Origin of the sequence: Pseudomonas sp. SWRI111 (assembly GCF_014268555.1) — a bacterium.
Classification (GTDB): domain Bacteria; phylum Pseudomonadota; class Gammaproteobacteria; order Pseudomonadales; family Pseudomonadaceae; genus Aquipseudomonas; species Aquipseudomonas hamedanensis.
The window spans coordinates 133987-152018 of record NZ_JABWQQ010000011.1; the positions used below are offsets into that span (position 1 = coordinate 133987).

The window sequence follows — 18032 nt, forward strand, 5'->3', positions numbered from 1 at the left end:
TGACTGATCCACCGCTTTCGCGAGCAAGCCCGCTCCCACATTGGATCAATGCTGATCCTGAGATTTGTGTTGTGGTTGACCCAAGGCATCTGTGATGAAATGCGACCCCACCCTCTATCGCGCTGCAAAGCCATCACTTGCCGTGAAGCCCCGTCTGATTCGTCATCTGTTCCTGCCGCCACTGGTCATCGCCCTGATGATCGGCCTGGGGTTTATCGGCTTCTGGACCAGTGAGCACTTCGGCATCCGCAGCCTCGGCGAGAACGGCCAGCGTCAGTTGGAGTTGCACGCCCGTGCGGTCGAAAGCGAAATCAGCAAGTACACCTACCTGCCCAGCCTGCTGGAACTCGAAACGAGTGTGCCGCAGTTGCTGGCCGACCCGACCCCGGAACACCGGCAAACGGTCAACGATTACCTTGAGGGCCTGAACCGCCGCAGCCGCAGCCGGGCCATTTATGTCATGGACACCACCGGCCGCGTCATGGCCACCAGCAACTGGCGCGATGTCGACAGTTACCTGGGTGAGGACCTGTCCTTCCGCGCCTATTTCAAGGACGCCGTGCGCGGCCAGCCCGGGCGTTTCTACGGCATCGGCAGCACCAACGGCGAGCCCGGTTACTACCTGGCCCACGGCCTGGAAGAGCACGGCAAGATCATCGGCGTCGCGGTGGTCAAGGTGCGCCTGGAAGCCATGGAAGAACGCTGGCAGCGCGCGCGTCTGGAAGCCTTTGTCAGTGACGAAAACGGCATCATCATTCTTTCCAGCGATCCGGCCCGGCGGCTGAAATCGGTGGTTCCGCTGAGCGACGAGGTCAAGGAAAAACTCGCCCGCAGTCTGCAGTACTACTGGTTCCCGCTCAATGAGCTGCAACCGCTGGCCCGCGAGAGCTTGTCCGAAGGCGTGGAAAAACTCACCTTCCCGGCCAACAGCGAAGTGGCGTCCGACGAAGATGACATCAGTTACCTGGCGCAGACCCGGCCGCTGAGCGACACGCCGTGGAATTTCACCCTGCTCACGCCGCTGCAAGACCTGCGCCGCGAGGCGATCAATCAAGGCATTCTGGTGGCGGTCGCGTTCGCCCTGTTCGCCTTCCTGCTGATCGCCTGGAACGAGCGGCGCAAGGTCCTCGCCACCCGCCTCGCGGCCCGCGAAGCCTTGCAGGAAGTCAACAGCCAGCTGGAGCGACGGATTACCGAACGCACTGCCGATCTGCGTGCCAGCAACGAACGGCTCAAGAGCCAGATCCGCGAACGCCGCCAGGCCGAAGAGACCTTGCGCCGCGCCCAGGATGAACTGGTGCAGGCCGGCAAACTCGCCGCGATCGGCCAGATGTCCACCAGCATTGCCCATGAATTGAATCAGCCACTGGCGGCGATGCGCACGTTGTCAGGCAATACCGTGCGCTTTCTTGAGCGCGGCCAGCTCGATGTCGCCAGCACCAACCTCAAGACCATCAACGACCTGATCGACCGCATGGGCCGGATCACCGCCAGCCTGCGCTCCTTTGCCCGGCGCGGCGATAACAAGGGCCAGGCCAGCCTCGGCAAAGCCGTCGACGCCGCGCTGCAAGTGCTCGGCGCGCGTCTGGAAACCTCGGCGCTGCAAGTGCACCGGCAGTTCAGCGACGCACAATTGCAGATCGACCAGACCCGTCTCGAACAGATTCTGCTCAACCTGATCGGCAACGCCCTCGATGCCATGCAGGCCCAGGCGCAGCCGCAACTGTGGCTCGAAGGCGAAGAATTCAACGGCAAATATCGCCTGCGCGTACGTGACAACGGTCACGGCATCGACGCCGAGGCGCGCAAACATTTGTTCGAACCGTTTTTCACCACCAAGCCCGGCGAGCAAGGCCTGGGCCTGGGCCTGACGCTTTCCGCCAGCCTCGCCGCCGCCACCGGCGGCCATCTGGGTGTCGAACACCCGGCCAGCGGTGGCACCACCTTCGTCCTCAGTTTACCGTTGGTAAGCCCTACACCTGCCGAGCCAATATGAACCACGAACTCAGTGTGCTGATTGTCGAAGACGACCCCCATGTGCTGCTCGGCTGCCAGCAGGCGCTGACCCTGGAAGACATTCCCTGCATTGGCGTGGGCAGTGCCGAAGAAGCGCTGGAGCAGGTCGGCGATAATTTCGCCGGTATCGTCATCAGCGATATCCGCCTGCCGGGCATCGATGGCCTGGAACTGCTGACCCGCCTCAAGCAACGCGACCGCAGCCTGCCGGTGGTGCTGATCACCGGCCATGGCGACATCTCCATGGCGGTCGGCGCGATGCAGAAAGGCGCTTACGATTTCATGGAAAAACCGTTCTCGCCAGAGCGTCTGGTGGACGTCGCCCGGCGTGCCCTCGAGCAACGCAGCCTCGCCCGCGAAGTCTCGTCGTTGCGGCGACAACTGGCCGAACGCGATTCTCTGGAAGGACGGATCATCGGCCGCTCGCCGGCGATGCAGAACCTGCGCGAACTGATCGCCAACGTCGCCGACACCTCGGCCAACGTGTTGATCGAGGGCGAGACCGGCACCGGCAAGGAACTGGTCGCCCGCTGCCTGCACGACTTCAGCCGCCGTCACGGCAAACAGTTCGTCGCGCTGAACTGCGGCGGCCTGCCGGAAAACCTCTTTGAAAGTGAAATCTTCGGCCACGAAGCGAACGCCTTCACCGGTGCCGGCAAGCGCCGTATCGGCAAGATCGAGCACGCCGACGGCGGCACGCTGTTCCTCGACGAGGTGGAAAGCATGCCGCTGCCGTTGCAGATCAAACTGCTGCGCGTGTTGCAGGAGCGCACCCTCGAACGCCTCGGTTCAAACCAGAGCGTGGCGGTGGATTGCCGGGTGATTGCGGCGACCAAATCCGACCTCGACGAAGCCAGCAAAGCGGGGGCCTTTCGCAGCGACCTGTATTACCGCCTCAACGTGGTGACGCTGGAATTGCCGCCCTTGCGCGAACGCCGCGAGGACATCCTGCAACTGTTCGAACACTTCACCCAGCAATCGGCCCTGCGCTTCGACCGCGCATTGCCGGAGCTGGACAATCAGACCCTGTCGCACCTGATGAGCCACGACTGGCCCGGCAACGTGCGCGAACTGCGCAACGTCGCCGAGCGCTTCGCCCTGGGTCTGCCGGCCTTCAAGAAGTCCGGCGCCGGCAGCGGCGGTCAAGGCCTGGCGTTCGCCGAAGCGGTGGAGGCATTCGAGCGCAATCTGCTCAGCGACGCCCTGCAACGCAGCGGCGGCAACCTGACCCAGGCCAGCCTGGAACTGGGCATGGCCAAGACCACGCTGTTCGACAAAGTGAAAAAATACGGCCTGAGCCATTAAGCGAGAACGACGTGGACCTGATATTCAAAGCCCTGCTGGGCGCCGCCGTGGTGGTGATGATCGCGGCGCTGTCGAAGACCAAAAACTATTACATCGCAGGTTTGGTGCCGCTGTTTCCGACCTTTGCGCTGATTGCCCATTACATCGTTGGCAAGGGCCGCTCGATCGATGATCTGAAAACCACGATCGTGTTTGGGATGTGGTCGATTATTCCGTACTTCGTCTATCTGGCGACGTTGTATGTGATGGTCGACCGGATGCGGCTGGAGGCGTCGCTCGCGGTGGCGGCGGTCGCGTGGTTGATGGCGGCGACTGTATTGGTGACCGTTTGGGTGCGTATTCACAGCTAAGGTCAATGTTGGCGACCATGATGACCCCTTCGCGAGCAAGCTCGCTCCCACAGGGGAATGCATTGCAAAGGTGGGAGCGAGCCTGCTCGCGAAGGGGCCGAACGATCACCGCAAAACTTTCAGTTAAAGCAAATTCCTATTCTCCGCCGGCTCGACCCGCGCCCAGTGCGAAGTGTCCTCACGGTGCGCCTGAAGATACGGCAACACCGCCGCCAGCAGCGGTTCCTTGAACGCCTCCTGAAACCGATGGGCCAGCCCAGGGATGAGCTTCAACTGACTGCCCTGGATATGCGCCGCCAGATGCACACCGTGCATCACTGGCAGCAACGGATCGGCCGTGCCATGCACCACCAGCGTCGGCACGCGCAGTTGATTGAGCAACGCCACCCGGCTTGGCTCGGCGAGAATCGCCATGATCTGCCGCTTGACGCCTTCCGGGTTGAACGCGCGGTCATAGGAAGCCGCGGCCTGTTGCAATAACGCTTGGCGATCATCGCTTACCGCCGGGCTACCCAGTGCCGCGAGCAAATCAGCCTGTTGTTCCAGTGCTACCTGACGATTCGGTGCGCCGCGCCGCGACAACAGCTGCACCAGCGCCGCACTCGGTGCCGGCAAGCCAGCGGCCCCGGAAGTGGTCATCAGCAGCGTCAGGCTTTCGACCCGTTGCGGCGCCATCGCCGCCATGTGCTGGGCGATCATTCCGCCCATGCTCGCGCCCAGCACATGAAAGCGCTCGACCTGCAGCGCGCTCATCAACCCCAGCGCATCGTCGGCCATGTCCGTCAGGCTGTAGGGCGCCGAAACCGGCAGGCCGAGTTTGTAGCGCAACACTTCAAACGTCAGATTGGCTTCGACCGGAGGCTGGCGCCAGGTCGACAGGCCGACATCGCGATTGTCATAACGGATGACCCGAAAACCTTGCTGACACAGCGCCACAACCACTTCGTCCGGCCAGTGAATCAACTGACCGCCAAGGCCCATGACCAGTAGCAACGCCGGATCCGAGGCACGGCCGATGCTCTGATAGGCGATGCTCACCGCCGGCAGGTCGACCCGCTCGGTCGGCACATTCACATCACAACGCGAAGCCGCCAGCGACGGCAGGCCGACCAACAGCGCGGCCAGAAAGAACAATACACGCATGAAAAAACACCAAAACGCAGAACCCCAGTAGAGCGCGAGTCTGATGATATTTGTGCGAGCGCGCTGCCACAGTTGCGTGACAGTTTGATGAACAGCGCCGAGCGGTCACTGGCCCGGAGACTACGTTGCGCCATCGACAGCCGGTTCAACATGAGACAAACTCACCACCTTGAACTTGATCACGAGTTCTACTCATGGAGACCTGCGGTGCTTGAGATCCGTCACCTGAAAACCCTGCACGCCCTGCGCGAAGCCGACAGCCTGGTCGACGCCGCCGACCGCCTGCACCTGACCCAGTCGGCGCTCTCCCACCAGTTCAAGGAACTGGAAGAGCGCCTGGGCATGGCGTTGTTCGTGCGCAAGACCAAACCGGTGCGCTTCACCAGCGCCGGCCTGCGCCTGCTGCAACTGGCTGACGCCACCCTGCCGCTGCTGCGCGCCGCCGAGCGCGACATCAGCCGACTGGCCGGCGGGACCGCCGGGCGTCTGCACATGGCCATCGAATGCCACAGCTGCTTTCAGTGGCTGATGCCCACCATCGATCAGTTTCGTGACGCGTGGCCGGAAGTCGAACTCGACCTGGCCTCGGGTTTTTCCTTCGCACCGCTGCCAGCCTTGGCCCGTGGTGATCTGGACCTGGTGGTGACCTCCGATCCGCTGGACATCGCCGGCATTACCTACGTGCCGCTGTTCACTTACGAAGCCATGCTGGCAGTGGCCAACCAACATGCGCTGGCGAGCAAGCCGTACATCGTGCCCGACGATCTGCTGACGGAAACGCTGATTACTTATCCGGTGGAACGCGACCGCCTGGACATCTTCACCCGGTTCCTCGAACCTGCCGACATCGAGCCGGCGCAAGTGCGCACCTCGGAGCTGACGGTGATGATGATGCAACTGGTCGCCAGCGGCCGCGGCGTCTGCGGCATGCCGCACTGGGCGCTGCACGAATACAGCTCGCGCGGTTACGTGAAGGCCAAGCGCCTGGGCGAGAAAGGATTGTTCGCGACGCTGTACGCAGCGATCCGCACGGACATGCTGGACGCCCCATACATGCGCGACTTCCTGCTGACCGCCAAGGACACCTCGTTCTCAACACTCGATGGCGTCAGCGCCGTGCGCTGAAACCGCTGCGCAGAAGATCCCCTGTAGGAGTGAGCCTGCTCGCGATAGCCATCTGTCAGTCAATAGTGATGTGCCTGAACGACCGCTATCGCGAGCAGGCTCACTCCTACAGGGGGGCCGCGTTTCGACTAGAGAAATGCGGTCAAAATTGTGGGAGCGGGCTTGCTCGCGAAAGCGGTGGGTCAGGCAACATCTGCGGCGGCTGGCAGGGCCCCTTCGCGAGCAGGCTCGCTCCTACAGGGGGACTGCGTTTGGACTGGAGAAATGCGGTCAAATTGTGGGAGCGGGCTTGCTCGCGAAAGCGGTGGACCAAGCAACATTTGCGGCGGCTGACACGACGCTATCGCGAGCAGGCTCACTCCTACAAGGGATTTGCGTTTGGACTGGAGAAATGCGGTCAAATTGTGGGAGCGGGCTTGCTCGCGAAAGCGCTGGATCAGGCAACATTTGCGGCGGCTGACAGGGCCCCTTCGCGAGCAGGCTTGCTCCCACAAGTAAACAAGAGCAGCGCTGTGTCAGAGCTGGCGCCACATGTGGATTTTGTCGAAGTAATCCTCGCCTACCCGCACCGCCAGCGGTTCCAGGCCGAACTGGATGAAGCCGCAGCGTTGGTACAGCTTGAAGGCGGCATCGTTGCCGGCAGTGACGGTGAGCTGGATGACTTTCAGCCCGGCATGGTTTTGTGCTTCGAGGAGGGCCGCCTGTACCAGCTCGAAACCCAGGCCCTGCTGGCGGAAGTCAGTCGAGACATACATGCCGAACAAAGTAACTTTATGGCGGGCCTTTTCCCTGGGTTCGAGCGCGAGGCCGACAATGCCGGCCAGCGTGCCGCCGTCAAAGGCGCCGAGCAGCACATCGAGTTTGCTGGTCAAGCGCCCTTCCCACCAGCTCAGCGGCATCACCGCACGCTCACGCACGCTGGAAGTGAACGCCTGCGGGTGGCGGTCATAGGCTTCAAGCATGCGTTCGCGATACGCCAGGGCATGGCTGGCATCGAGCCGCTCGATCCACATGTTCAGGCCGTCCTGCGCTGTTCGAGCATCAGCCGTACGGCCAGACCGCCGAGCACCAACCCCATGAAATAACGCTGCATCGCCAGCCACGTCGGGTTACGCACGAACCAGGAGGCAATGCCCGCCGCAAACAGCGCGATCAGCAGGTTGACGGTAAAACTGACGCTGATCTGCGTCAGCCCCAGAACAACGCTCTGGACGAACACCGAGCCGTGTTCAGGGCTGATGAACTGCGGAAACACCGACAGATAGAACACGGCGATTTTCGGGTTCAGCGCACTGGTGAGAAAGCCCATGGTGATCAGTTTGCGTGACGAGTCCGGCGGCAGTTGTTGCGCCTCGAACGGCGAACGCGCCCCGGGCTTCACCGCTTGCCAGGCCAGCCACAGCAGGTACAGCGCCCCCGCCCATTTCAGCACTTCATAGGCCATCGGCACGGCCAGGAACACCGCCGTCAACCCGGCCGCGGCGGCAAACATGTGCACAAAGAACCCGCCAACTACGCCCAGCAATGAAGTCACCCCGGCCCGGCGGCCCTGGCAAATCGAGCGCGAGATCAGATAAATCATGTTCGGCCCCGGCGTCAGTACCATCAGCAACGCGGCAGCGGCGAAAATCAGCAGGTCTGGAAGCGGGATCATGGCAAAGTCCTTTGCGTGAATGATCAGGCGAGTGCGGTCAGCGAGCGCCGATAAAACGGCAGGATCAGGTCGCGTGTCAATGGTGCCAGGTCAACCGCCGGATCAGTGGCCGGGTCGACCCAGATCACCTCTTCGATTTCAGCGGCCGGGCAAACCTCGGCATCGATCGTCAATTGAAAAATCTGTGCGCAGACGACATACCCAGGCTCATTCGCAGCCGGCGCCGCAAACTCACCGAGGAACGCAGCCTGCGCCGGATCGATGCACAGGCCCAGTTCTTCCTCCAGCTCGCGAGCCAGCGCGTGCACCGGCAATTCCCGGGGTTCGATCTTGCCGCCCGGCTGCATGAACGCCGTGGTGCCGCGCTTGCGTACCAACAGGGTCTGGCCCTGCGCATTCAGCAGCAGCGCGGCGGCGATGTGGATAGTTTGAGCGGAAGCGACAGATGCGAGCGTCATGGGTGACAACAGTCCCTGGGTCAAAAAAACCAAGGATCCCACGCCCGCCCCTGTCTCGTCATGCCCTTCAGCCCTCAGCCTGCAGCAAGCCCGGCTCGTCCTGCGGCACTTTGACAAAAACCTGATACTTGCCGCCCTCCATCGCCTCGAAAGCAATCAGTTTTTCAATCAGCGGAGCACTGAGTACCTTGCCGGCGTTGAGCAGGAGCATGCCGTTATCGGCGTTGAGGTTACGCGCCAGTTCTGTTCCCGCTGTCAGCTCGCGGGTGGTCACGACCTTGACGTCCGGGTCGATCAGAGTGATGTCGCTGAGGAACGCCGCGCACACCTGGATGAAGTCCTCGACCAGTTCCGGGTCGTACAGACGGCCACTGTATTGACGCAGGTAGAGCAGCGCTTCGTCGCTGTTCATCTGCCGTTCGAGAATCAGCCCGCGTTGCAATTCGACAAAGTCTACCGCCAGTTTCAACAAGCGCGAGCCGAACGGAATCGCCTCGCCCTTGAGGCGATCGGGAAAGCCGCTGCCGTCCCAGCGCTCCTGATGATGGAGGATCAGCCGCGCGGCATCCTTCATCGGATCGAGGGTCATCAACAGCGATTCGCTCTGCTTCGGATATCCGCGATAACGCTCGCGCTCAGCGGAGTGCAGCAGATCCGACGGCGTGACCATCATGGTATCGGGCCAGCTAAGTTTGCCAATGTTATACAGGGCGGCCGCCATGGCCAGGTCGCGGCTGGTGGCTTCGTCCAGGCCATGCGCCTTGCTGTAGCCGCGCACCAGTTCGATGATTTGCCGGTTGGTCTGTTTGGCCGGCGGCAGACGCAGATTGGCCAGCAGGGAGAACACTTCGGTGCCAGTGACGTAGCTGTGTTTGAGTTCTTCGTAAGCCAGATCGAGCATGTCGGCGGTCTGCTGCAACTCTGCGGTACGCGCGGCGACGTGCTTCTCCAGCGTACTGTTGAGCAGCTTGAGCTGATCGTTCTGCACCCGGGCCAGGCGCTCCAGGCGCTGGCGTTCGCGCTCGGAATGCTGGTGTTCCAGCGACTGGCGCAGAATCACCAGCAGCTCTTCGTCATTCCACGGTTTGCTGATGTAGCGGTGAATCTGGCCGTCGTTGATCGCCTTGATGATCGCCGTCGGATCGGCATAGCCGGTGAGCATGATGCGCATCGTCGCCGGCCAGCGCTGACGGACCTGCGCCAGCAACGAGGCGCCGTCCATGTTCGGCATGCGTGCGTCACTCATCACCAGGTCCACTGGCTGCTGCGCCAGTATCTCCAGCGCCTGGGCACCGCTGGTGGCCAAAAGGATATCGTAGGGCTGGCCGCGCAACAGGCGGCGCAGACTGTTGAGAATCGATTCTTCGTCATCGACCAGCAGCACCTTGGGGCGCTGGCTCGTCGAGGTGGTTTGTTCTTCCATGGTATGGCCTCAAGCGCAACAGTGGACGTCAACGACGCGGCGCTCTGCCCCCGGCACCGACCCGCATCTGCTTTCAAGGCTAGATGATTTTGCCGATTGCTCACGCAAAACTTCTGCCTGGATACGCAGGCAAAGTGACGAACGGCCAACTACGCTCAACACAGTGAACGGTTCCGTCCGCTGATAAGCCAGGGAATAAGGGAAAGGGATGCTCTTGACGACAACCGCGTATGAAATCGCAAGCAGCACGGCATGAACGCGCCACTTACGCAGATCAATCGGCGCGTACTCATCGTTGACGACAGTGCGTCGATCCATGAGGACTTCGCCAAGATCCTTAGTCCGGTCGCGCTTGACGATGACGGGCTGGGCGCCACCGAGAGTCTATTGTTCGGCACCCCGTCGGCAGCGCCGACCCTGCGCTTCGAACTGGATTCGGCGTTCCAGGGCCACCAGGCGCTGGAAAAGATCGAAGCCTCGCTGGCCAATCAGCGGCCCTATGCCATGGCTTTTATCGACATGCGCATGCCGCCGGGCTGGGACGGCCTGGAAACCATCGAACGGCTGTGGCAGGCCGACCCGAAATTGCAGGTCGCGCTGTGCACGGCGTATTCCGATTATTCCTGGGAAGACATCGACCAGCGTCTGGCGCTGAACGACCGCCTGCTGATTCTGAAAAAACCCTTCGACGCCATCGAGATCCGCCAGATGGCCAGCGCCCTCACGGTCAAATGGCAAATGACCGAAGACGCCGCGCTGAAAATGAACCTGCTGGAGCAAGCCGTCGAGGAGCGTACCCGGGAGTTGTCCGACGCCAACATCATTGTGCAGAACAGCCCGACCATCCTTTACCGGCTGCGCGGAGAGCCGTCGTTTCCGCTGATGTACATTTCCCACAACATCACCCGTTATGGCCATGTGGCGGCAGAACTGGTGCGTTCGCCCAACTGGGCACAAGCATTGATTCATCCCGACGACCAGGCCAGCGTCGATGCGGCCATGGCCCGGGTCCTTGACCGGCACGCGCTGGGCGCTTCGATCGAGTTTCGTATGCGCACCGGGGACGGCACCTGGCGCTGGGTGGAAAACCGCTATATCCCGGTGCGCGACGATGACGGTCGTCTGCTCGAAGTCGAGGGGATTATCCTCGACATCACCGAGCGCCGCGTGGCCGAGGAAAAACTCGCCTTGCTGGCCCGCTCCGATGGCCTGACCGGGCTCGCCAATCGCGCGACGCTGATTGAGCGGCTGCACCAGGCCTTCGCTGCCGCGCGTCGGGGCGCCGCGCCGTTCGCGGTGTTTTATCTGGACCTGGACCACTTCAAGCGGATCAATGACACACTCGGCCACCCGGTGGGTGATCTGCTGCTGCAGGAAGTCGCCCGGCGCATCAAGGCCAGCGTGCGCGAAAACGACGTGGTCGCGCGCCTCGGTGGCGACGAGTTCGCGATTGTGCAACTGGACGTCAGCGACCCGACCCAATCGGCGGCCATGGCCAACAACATCCGCGACACGCTGCTGGCGCCCTATCACCTGGCCGGCAATGCCCTGCACGTGTCGGTGAGCATCGGCATCAGCACCTACACCGCGGCCAGCCTCGACCCCGACAGCCTGCTCGGGCAGGCTGACATGGCGCTGTACCGCGCCAAGGAAATGGGCCGCAACCAATATCACTTCCATTGCGCCGAGATCTCCCGGGAGGTGGCTGAACGCATGACCCTGGCCAGCGAGTTGCTGACGGCGCTGGACGGCGACGAACTGACCCTCAACTACGCGCCCGAAGTGGATCTGCACAGCCGCCGGATTCTCGGCATGGAGGCGCAGATCGTCTGGCAGCATCCGCGTCTGGGCCTGCTGCCGGCCAGCGCGTTTGTGCCGGCGGCGCAACGCACCGGCGCGATCATTGCGCTCGGGCGCTGGGTCCTCGACCGAGCCTGTCGCCAGATGCGCCTGTGGCGCGATGAAGGCGTGGCCCCGCCGGTGATGGCGATCAAGCTGTCCCTGGCGCAACTCAAAAGCGGTCCGGAACTGATCTACGACGTACTGCGCACCACCGCACGCTGGGAACTCGCGCCGTGGGACCTGCGCTTCGATGTCACCGAGGCCACGCTGGCGCAGACCAAGTGGACCCACAACGATGTGTTGCCGCGTTTGCGCGAGCTGGGCGTGACCATCGCCATCGATGACTTCGGCACCGAGTACTCATCGTTCGATTACCTGAAAACCTACCGGGTCAATCACCTCAAACTGGCTCAGACGTTCATCGACAGCGCGAGCAGGGATCCGGCCAGCGCCAACGCCCTGCGTGCGATCGTCAACTTCGCCCGGGATCTGGACATCGGCATCATTACCGAAGGTCACACAGCCCCCGAGGCGCCGCTGATTGAGGGGAGCGAAGCGCCACTTTCCAGCGCGCAGGGGTTGTACTTCAGCGAGGCGGTCAGCGCCGAACAGGCGGAGCAACTGCTGCGCAACAGCGAATTGCCGCCGAAGGGGAATGAGGCATGAAGACCCCGTTCCCGCAGACCAACCGACGCATTCTGATCATCGACGACACGCCGGCGATCCATGCTGACTTTCGCAAGATTCTCGCGCCACAGGCGCAGGACCCGGCCGATCTGCAGCAACTGGAACAGACGCTGTTCGGCACCCACCCGTCGGCCCACCTGACCTTCCAGCTCGATTCTGCCTATCAGGGCCAGGAAGCCCTGGCCCTGGTCGAGCGCGCCCTGGCCGCCGGCACCCCGTATGCCCTGGCCTTCATCGACATGCGCATGCCGCCCGGCTGGGATGGTCTGGAGACCATCGAGCAGCTCTGGCAGGTCGATCCGAACCTGCAAATCGCCTTATGCACCGCTTACAGCGATTACAGCTGGGAAGCCATGGCCGAACGGCTGGCGTTCGGCGATCAACTGCTGATTTTGAAAAAGCCGTTCGACAGCCTGGAAATCCGTCAGATGGCCAACGCTCTGACCTGGAAATGGCAACTGGCGCAGGACGCGGCATTAAAGATGCTCGCCCTTGAGCAAACCATCGAGGCGCGGGTGCATGAACTGCTCAAGGTCTCGCACCTGCTGCAATACGACGCCCTCACGGGGCTGCCCAACAGCACGCTGCTCGGCGATCGCCTGAGTCAGGCGCTGGCGGTCTGCCGGCGCCATGACAAGCAACTGGTGGTGATGTTTCTCGGTCTCGACCGCTTCAAACGCATCAACCATGCCCTGGGCCATCCGGCGGGCGACGAGATGCTCAAATGCACCGCGCGGCAATTGACGCTTTGCCTGCGCGATTCGGACTCGGTCTTTCGCTACGGCGCCGACGAATTCGTGGTGATCCTCAACGACATCAACCACCCGCAGCAAACCCACGGCGTCGCAGAAAAACTGCTCGCGGCCATTCGTGCACCGCAGACGATTGCCGGGCATGACGTCAGCGTTACCGCCAGCCTGGGCATCAGCGTTTACCCCGAAGACGGGCTGGAGGCCATCGAGCTGATCAAAAAAGCCGAAACCGCGATGCGCAACGTCAAGGAACACGGTCCCGATGAAATCGGCTTTTTCATCGAAGCCATGAACCAGCACGCCCGGGAACAGCACAGCATCGAATCAGGTCTGCGCCGGGCCCTGCAAGCGCAAGAACTGGTCTTGCACTATCAACCCAAGGTCGACCTGCGCAGCGCCCGCGTGGTCGGGGCCGAGGCGCTGGTGCGCTGGCAGAAACCGGGGCATGGCTGGGTGTATCCCTCGGCATTTATCCCGGTGGCCGAGGACACTGGTCTGATCGTGCCGTTGAGCACGTGGGTGCTGAATGAGGCCTGTCGTCAGCTGCGCGAATGGCAACTGGCCGGACTGCCGCCGATTCGCCTGTCAATCAACACCTCGCCCATCGATTTTCGCCAACGCGACTTCGTCGACGGTGTCGAACAGGCGCTGAAACAAAACAGCCTGGCCGCCGAATGGCTGGAGCTGGAAATCACCGAAGGTGTGCTGATGCAAAACGTCGAGGCCACCCTGACCGCGCTCAATCGGTTGAAGGCGCTGGGCACACGGCTGGCCATCGACGATTTCGGCACTGGCTATTCCAGCCTGAGTTATCTACGCCGCTTTCCCATTGACGTGCTGAAGATCGATCAGTCGTTCATTCGCGGCCTGAGCAGCGACAGTCACGACGCCGCCTTGGTCAGCGCAATCATCAACCTGGGCAAGAGCCTGGGGTTGAACGTCATCGCCGAAGGGATCGAAACCGCCGAACAACTGGCCTTTCTCAAGGCCCATCACTGTGAAGAAGGCCAAGGGTTTTATTTCAGCGAAGCCTTGCCGGCAGATACCTTCGCCCGCTGGCTGGCATCGGGAGAATGTGCACCGTGGAGCGCACCATGAATCGGTCGACGGGCCTGGTGCCCTATGCCCTCGCGCTGCTGCTGAGCGGCGGCGCTGCCAGCGCCATCGCCGAACCGTTGAACGAGCCGCTCAAACCGCTGCCCGAGGTGCCCCGCCAGGATGCCGGACGCGTGGCCCTCGGACGACAGCTGTTTCATGACCCCGGATTATCGGTCAACAACACCTTGTCCTGCGCCAGTTGCCATCAACTGGAACACAACGGTGCCGACAGCCGAGCGCTCTCACTGGGCTTCGACGGCAAACCCGTGGCGGTCAACACGCCGACGGTATTCAACGCCAGCCTCAACTTCCGCCAGTTCTGGGACGGTCGCGTCGAAACGCTGGAGGAACAGAGCAACATCGTCATCACCAGTCCTCACGAAATGGGCAGCGACTGGAAGACCGTGATCGAGCGGATTGCCAGCGACGCCGGTTATCGCCGGGACTTCGCCGCGGCGTACCCGGACGGCGTGACCCGGGCCAATATCCAGCAGGCGCTGGCCGCCTTCGAACGCACCTTGCTGACCCCCGGTTCGCGCTTCGATCAATACCTGCTGGGCGATACCTCCGCCATCAGCTATGAGGAAAAACAGGGTTATCAGCGCTTCAAGGATTACGGCTGCATCGCCTGCCATCAGGGCGTGAATATCGGCGGCAACATGTTCCAGAAATTCGGCGTGTTCGGCGATTACATCGCCGATCGCGGCAACCCGACATCGGCTGACCAAGGGCGTTTCAATGTCACCGCCGACGAGGCCGATCGTGCGGTATTCAAAGTGCCGAGCCTGCGCAACGTCGCGCTGACCGCACCGTACTTCCATGACGGCTCGGCACCCGACCTCGAGCGGGCTGTGGATATCATGTTCCAGTACCAGTTGGGCCGCATGCCCAGCGCTGAAGACAAAAGCCTGATCATCCAGTTTCTCAAGACCCTGACCGGCAAGACGGAGGGCAAGCCATGATCGACATTTCACGCCGGCGCAGCCTGTTGCTGCTCGCCCTGATAGCCCTGGCGCTGGCCTCGGTGCTGCTGTTTCTGTACCTCAAGTCCAACTCCGAGCAGACCATGACTTACACCGAGTCGCGGGATCTGATCCGGCAGATCAAGCAGCAGGACTCGCTGTGGGAAAACGAGATCCTCAAGGCCAGGGTAGCGATCTCGCACAACTACGACCCGCTGGTGTCGCCGATGAACGAGATGAACCGGCTCTGGGCGCAGTTCGATTCGCTTGAGTCCGGCCACGGTCGCAACGACCTGGCGCAATGGAACGGCGCCCATGAGGCCTTTTTGCAGGCGATGCAGGAAAAGACCCTCCTGGTCGAACAGTTCAAGTCGCATAACGCCCTGCTGCGCAACTCACTGGCGTTTCTGCCGACCGCCGAGGACGACATTCAGCAGCAACTCGCCGCGCTGTCCGATTTCGACAAACTGCAGCAACAGAACATCGTCACCGACACCTACGACCTGCTGCTCAGCACGCTGGAATACGCCCAGGTCACCACTGTGGAAAAAGCCGCCGAAATCGAGCTGGGCCTGAACAAACTGGCGGTTAACGCCGAACGTCTGCCAGCGGATTTCAAGGCCCCGATCAGAATCCTCAGCAACCACATCGCTCTGATTGCCCGGGAGCAGCCGGTGGTCAATCAGTTACTCGAAAGCATCGAGGCCGTCCCCGTCGCCGAACAGCTGGACAGCCTCACCACCCTGCTCGATCGCGACCAGCGGCGCGTCGAGATAACCGACCGTCAGTATCACTTCTACCTGCTGCTGTTTTCTGTGCTGCTGATGTTGTCGCTGGTGTGGCTGGCGATCCGTCTGATCGGCAGCTTCGCGGAAATCAACCGGGTCAACGCGGCGTTGCAGACCGCCAACGATGTGCTGGAGCAACGGGTCGAGGAACGCACCCGCGAGCTGCGCAATGCCCAGAGCGAACTGCTCGACGCGGCCCGTCAGGCCGGCATGGCGGAAATTGCGACCAATGTGCTGCACAACGTCGGCAACGTCCTCAACAGCGTGAACATTTCTTCTGACCTGATCGCGCGCAAATTGCGCAGCAGCAAGACCCAGGGCCTGGGCAAAGCCATGCAGTTGATCAATGACCATCCCGATGACCTGGGGGTATTTCTCAGCGAAGACGCCAAGGGCAAACTGCTGCCCGGCTATCTCAATCAACTGGTCACCGCCATCGCCCAAGAACAACAGGAGATGGCCGACGAGTTGACCCAGATGAGCAAAAGCGTCGACCACATCAAAGACATCGTCGCTACCCAGCAGTCCTATGCCGGGGCCAGCAGCATGACCGAGCCGCTGTACATCGATCAGTTGCTCGAAGATGCCTTGCGCATGAACGCCGGCGCGCTGACCCGGCATCATGTCACCGTGGTCAAGGCCTACGACGACGTGCCGCAAGTGATGGGCGACAAACACCGTCTGCTGCTGATTCTGATCAACCTCATCAGCAACGCCAAATACGCGATGTCGGACCTGAGCAATCGTCCGCGCACCATGACCCTGGGCGTCAGGACTGTCGATGAGCGCTTTCTCGAAATCAGCGTCAAGGACGACGGCGAAGGCATCGCCGCCGAGAACATGACGCGGATCTTTGCCCACGGTTTTACCACCCGCAAGGAAGGCCACGGCTTCGGCTTGCACAGCTGTGCGCTGGCAGCCATCGAAATGAACGGCCATCTCACCGCCCACAGCGACGGGCCGGGCACAGGTGCGCTGTTCACCTTGCAGATACCCTTGATCACCGTCACGGAGAACGCATGAGCGAGCTGTCGAACCGCCGCATTCTGCTGATCGACGACATGCCGTCGATTCACGAGGATTTTCGCAAGATTCTCATGCCCGCCACACCGCAGTCGGTAGAGCTGGACGAAATGGAAGCCGCGCTGTTTGGCGCCCAGACCCGGCCCGAGCGGCCGCTGTTCGAACTGGACTCGGCCTACGGCGGCGAGGAAGGCCTGGGCAAACTGATCCAGGCCCTGCAGGAACAACGCCCCTATGCACTGGCGTTCGTCGACATGCGCATGCCCGATGGCTGGGATGGCGCGAAAACCATCGAACACCTTTGGCAGCACGATCCGCAGTTACAGGTGGTGGTGTGTACCGCCTATTCGGATTACTCCTGGGACGAACTGCTCGACCGACTCCAGGCCCACGATCGCTTGCTGATCCTGAAAAAACCCTTCGACAACATCGAAGTCCAGCAGATGGCCAACACGCTGCTGACCAAATGGCAGATGACCGAAAGAGCCTCGTTGCAGATGCACCACCTGGAACATCTGGTCGATCAGCGCACCGCCCAGTTCAAGCAGGCCAGCGAAGACTTGCAGCGGGAGATCGACGAGCGCAAACAACTGGAAGGGCAACTGGTGCAGTCGGAAAAACTCGCCTCGCTGGGGCAATTGGCGGCGGGGGTCGCTCACGAAATCAACAACCCGATCGGCTTCATTTCTTCCAACCTCGGCACGCTCGACGGTTACTTCAACCAGTTGCGCCCCTTGTTCGATGCCTACCACAGCATCGGCCAAAGCCTGGGCGGCGAGTCCGCCGCCCGTTTGCAGCAACAGCGCGAAGCGGCCGAACTGGATTTTCTCCTTGAAGACATCCCGTTGCTGATCCGTGAATCCAAGGAGGGCATCGGCCGGGTCGGGCAGATCGTCAAGGACCTGAAAGACTTCTCCCGCGTCGACACCCAGCAGCAATGGCAATGGGCGAATCTGCAGCAAGGCATCGAATCGACCCTGAACATCGTCGCCAGCGAACTCAAATACAAGGCCGATCTGGTCAAGGATTACCAGCCTCTGCCGGACATCGAATGCCTGCCCTCGCAAATCAATCAGGTCATCATGAACCTGGTGGTCAACGCCGCGCAGGCCATGGGTCCGGAGCGCGGCACCATTACCTTGCGCACCGGCGTCGAGGGCGACAACGTCTGGATCGAAGTCGCCGACACCGGTTCGGGCATTCCGCCGGACACGCTGCAGAAAATCTTCGATCCGTTCTTCACCACCAAACCGGTCGGCCAGGGCACGGGGCTCGGGCTGTCGCTGTCTTACGGCATCGTGAAAAAACACGGCGGCGATATTCAGGTTCGCAGCGAATTGGGCGTGGGCACGACATTCCGTGTCGAACTGCCCATACGCCAGAACCGACTGGCCGTTTGAGGCACA

14 protein-coding genes are annotated in these 18032 nt (G+C 61.8%); 9 read left to right on the forward strand and 5 right to left on the reverse strand.

Translation table 11 applies throughout. The features are described 5' to 3' along the window. Window positions 1-94: 94 nt before the first annotated feature. The 3 genes from HU755_RS14985 to HU755_RS14995 are packed head-to-tail and all read left to right on the forward strand — an operon-like array spanning window position 95 to window position 3671. Window positions 95-1996, forward strand: coding sequence for an ATP-binding protein (locus HU755_RS14985; RefSeq protein WP_186633882.1), 1902 nt, complete (start codon window positions 95-97; stop codon window positions 1994-1996). Beyond that, window positions 1993-3321, forward strand: a complete 1329-nt coding sequence (locus HU755_RS14990; protein WP_186549994.1) for a sigma-54 dependent transcriptional regulator — start codon at window positions 1993-1995, stop codon at window positions 3319-3321. Before HU755_RS14985 ends, HU755_RS14990 begins: the two co-directional genes overlap by 4 nt. 20 nt (window positions 3322-3341) lie before the next feature. After that, on the forward strand, window positions 3342-3671 hold the full coding sequence (locus tag HU755_RS14995) for a GlpM family protein (protein ID WP_186550135.1): 330 nt from the start codon (window positions 3342-3344) through the stop codon (window positions 3669-3671). 123 nt (window positions 3672-3794) lie between these two features. Here HU755_RS14995 and HU755_RS15000 read toward each other — a convergent pair whose 3' ends face one another. Further along, window positions 3795-4814 carry an alpha/beta fold hydrolase gene (locus HU755_RS15000; RefSeq protein ID WP_186633885.1) on the reverse strand — a complete coding sequence of 340 codons (1020 nt, stop codon included), beginning with the start codon at window positions 4812-4814 and terminating at the stop codon, window positions 3795-3797. Window positions 4815-5021: 207 nt separating this feature from the next. Between HU755_RS15000 and metR the strand changes: the two genes are divergently transcribed. Then, entirely contained in the window at window positions 5022-5939 is a 918-nt protein-coding gene (gene metR, locus HU755_RS15005) for a transcriptional regulator MetR (protein ID WP_186549989.1), read from the forward strand. Between the two features lie 515 nt (window positions 5940-6454). Here the strand turns inward: metR and HU755_RS15010 are convergent. The 4 genes from HU755_RS15010 to HU755_RS15025 all read right to left on the reverse strand — a co-directional run bounded on the left by HU755_RS15010 (window position 6455) and on the right by HU755_RS15025 (window position 9474). After that, on the reverse strand, window positions 6455-6952 hold the full coding sequence (locus HU755_RS15010; protein WP_186633888.1) for a GNAT family N-acetyltransferase: 498 nt from the start codon (window positions 6950-6952) through the stop codon (window positions 6455-6457). Window positions 6953-6954: 2 nt separating this feature from the next. Continuing rightward, window positions 6955-7593: a LysE family translocator gene (locus HU755_RS15015; protein ID WP_186622582.1), complete on the reverse strand. Its 639-nt coding sequence runs from the start codon at window positions 7591-7593 to the stop codon at window positions 6955-6957. 23 nt (window positions 7594-7616) lie between these two features. Next, window positions 7617-8051, reverse strand: a complete 435-nt coding sequence (locus HU755_RS15020) for an NUDIX domain-containing protein (protein ID WP_186549983.1) — start codon at window positions 8049-8051, stop codon at window positions 7617-7619. 67 nt (window positions 8052-8118) lie between these two features. Further along, window positions 8119-9474, reverse strand: a complete 1356-nt coding sequence (locus HU755_RS15025) for an HD domain-containing phosphohydrolase (RefSeq protein WP_186633891.1) — start codon at window positions 9472-9474, stop codon at window positions 8119-8121. A 252-nt stretch (window positions 9475-9726) separates the two neighbouring features. On the opposite strand from HU755_RS15025, the gene HU755_RS15030 reads away from it, so the two are divergent. The 5 genes from HU755_RS15030 to HU755_RS15050 are packed head-to-tail and all read left to right on the forward strand — an operon-like array spanning window position 9727 to window position 18026. After that, window positions 9727-11982: an EAL domain-containing protein gene (locus HU755_RS15030; protein WP_186633894.1), complete on the forward strand. Its 2256-nt coding sequence runs from the start codon at window positions 9727-9729 to the stop codon at window positions 11980-11982. After that, entirely contained in the window at window positions 11979-13853 is a 1875-nt protein-coding gene (locus HU755_RS15035) for a bifunctional diguanylate cyclase/phosphodiesterase (protein ID WP_186633897.1), read from the forward strand. The genes HU755_RS15030 and HU755_RS15035 overlap by 4 nt, the downstream gene beginning before the upstream one ends. Next, window positions 13850-14815 (forward strand): cytochrome-c peroxidase, encoded by a 966-nt coding sequence (locus HU755_RS15040; RefSeq protein WP_238350000.1) that lies wholly within the window; start codon window positions 13850-13852, stop codon window positions 14813-14815. Before HU755_RS15035 ends, HU755_RS15040 begins: the two co-directional genes overlap by 4 nt. Further along, on the forward strand, window positions 14812-16626 hold the full coding sequence (locus HU755_RS15045) for a DAHL domain-containing protein (RefSeq protein ID WP_186633903.1): 1815 nt from the start codon (window positions 14812-14814) through the stop codon (window positions 16624-16626). Before HU755_RS15040 ends, HU755_RS15045 begins: the two co-directional genes overlap by 4 nt. Further along, window positions 16623-18026 (forward strand): ATP-binding protein, encoded by a 1404-nt coding sequence (locus tag HU755_RS15050; protein WP_186633906.1) that lies wholly within the window; start codon window positions 16623-16625, stop codon window positions 18024-18026. Before HU755_RS15045 ends, HU755_RS15050 begins: the two co-directional genes overlap by 4 nt. The last annotated feature ends 6 nt before the right edge of the window (window positions 18027-18032 follow it).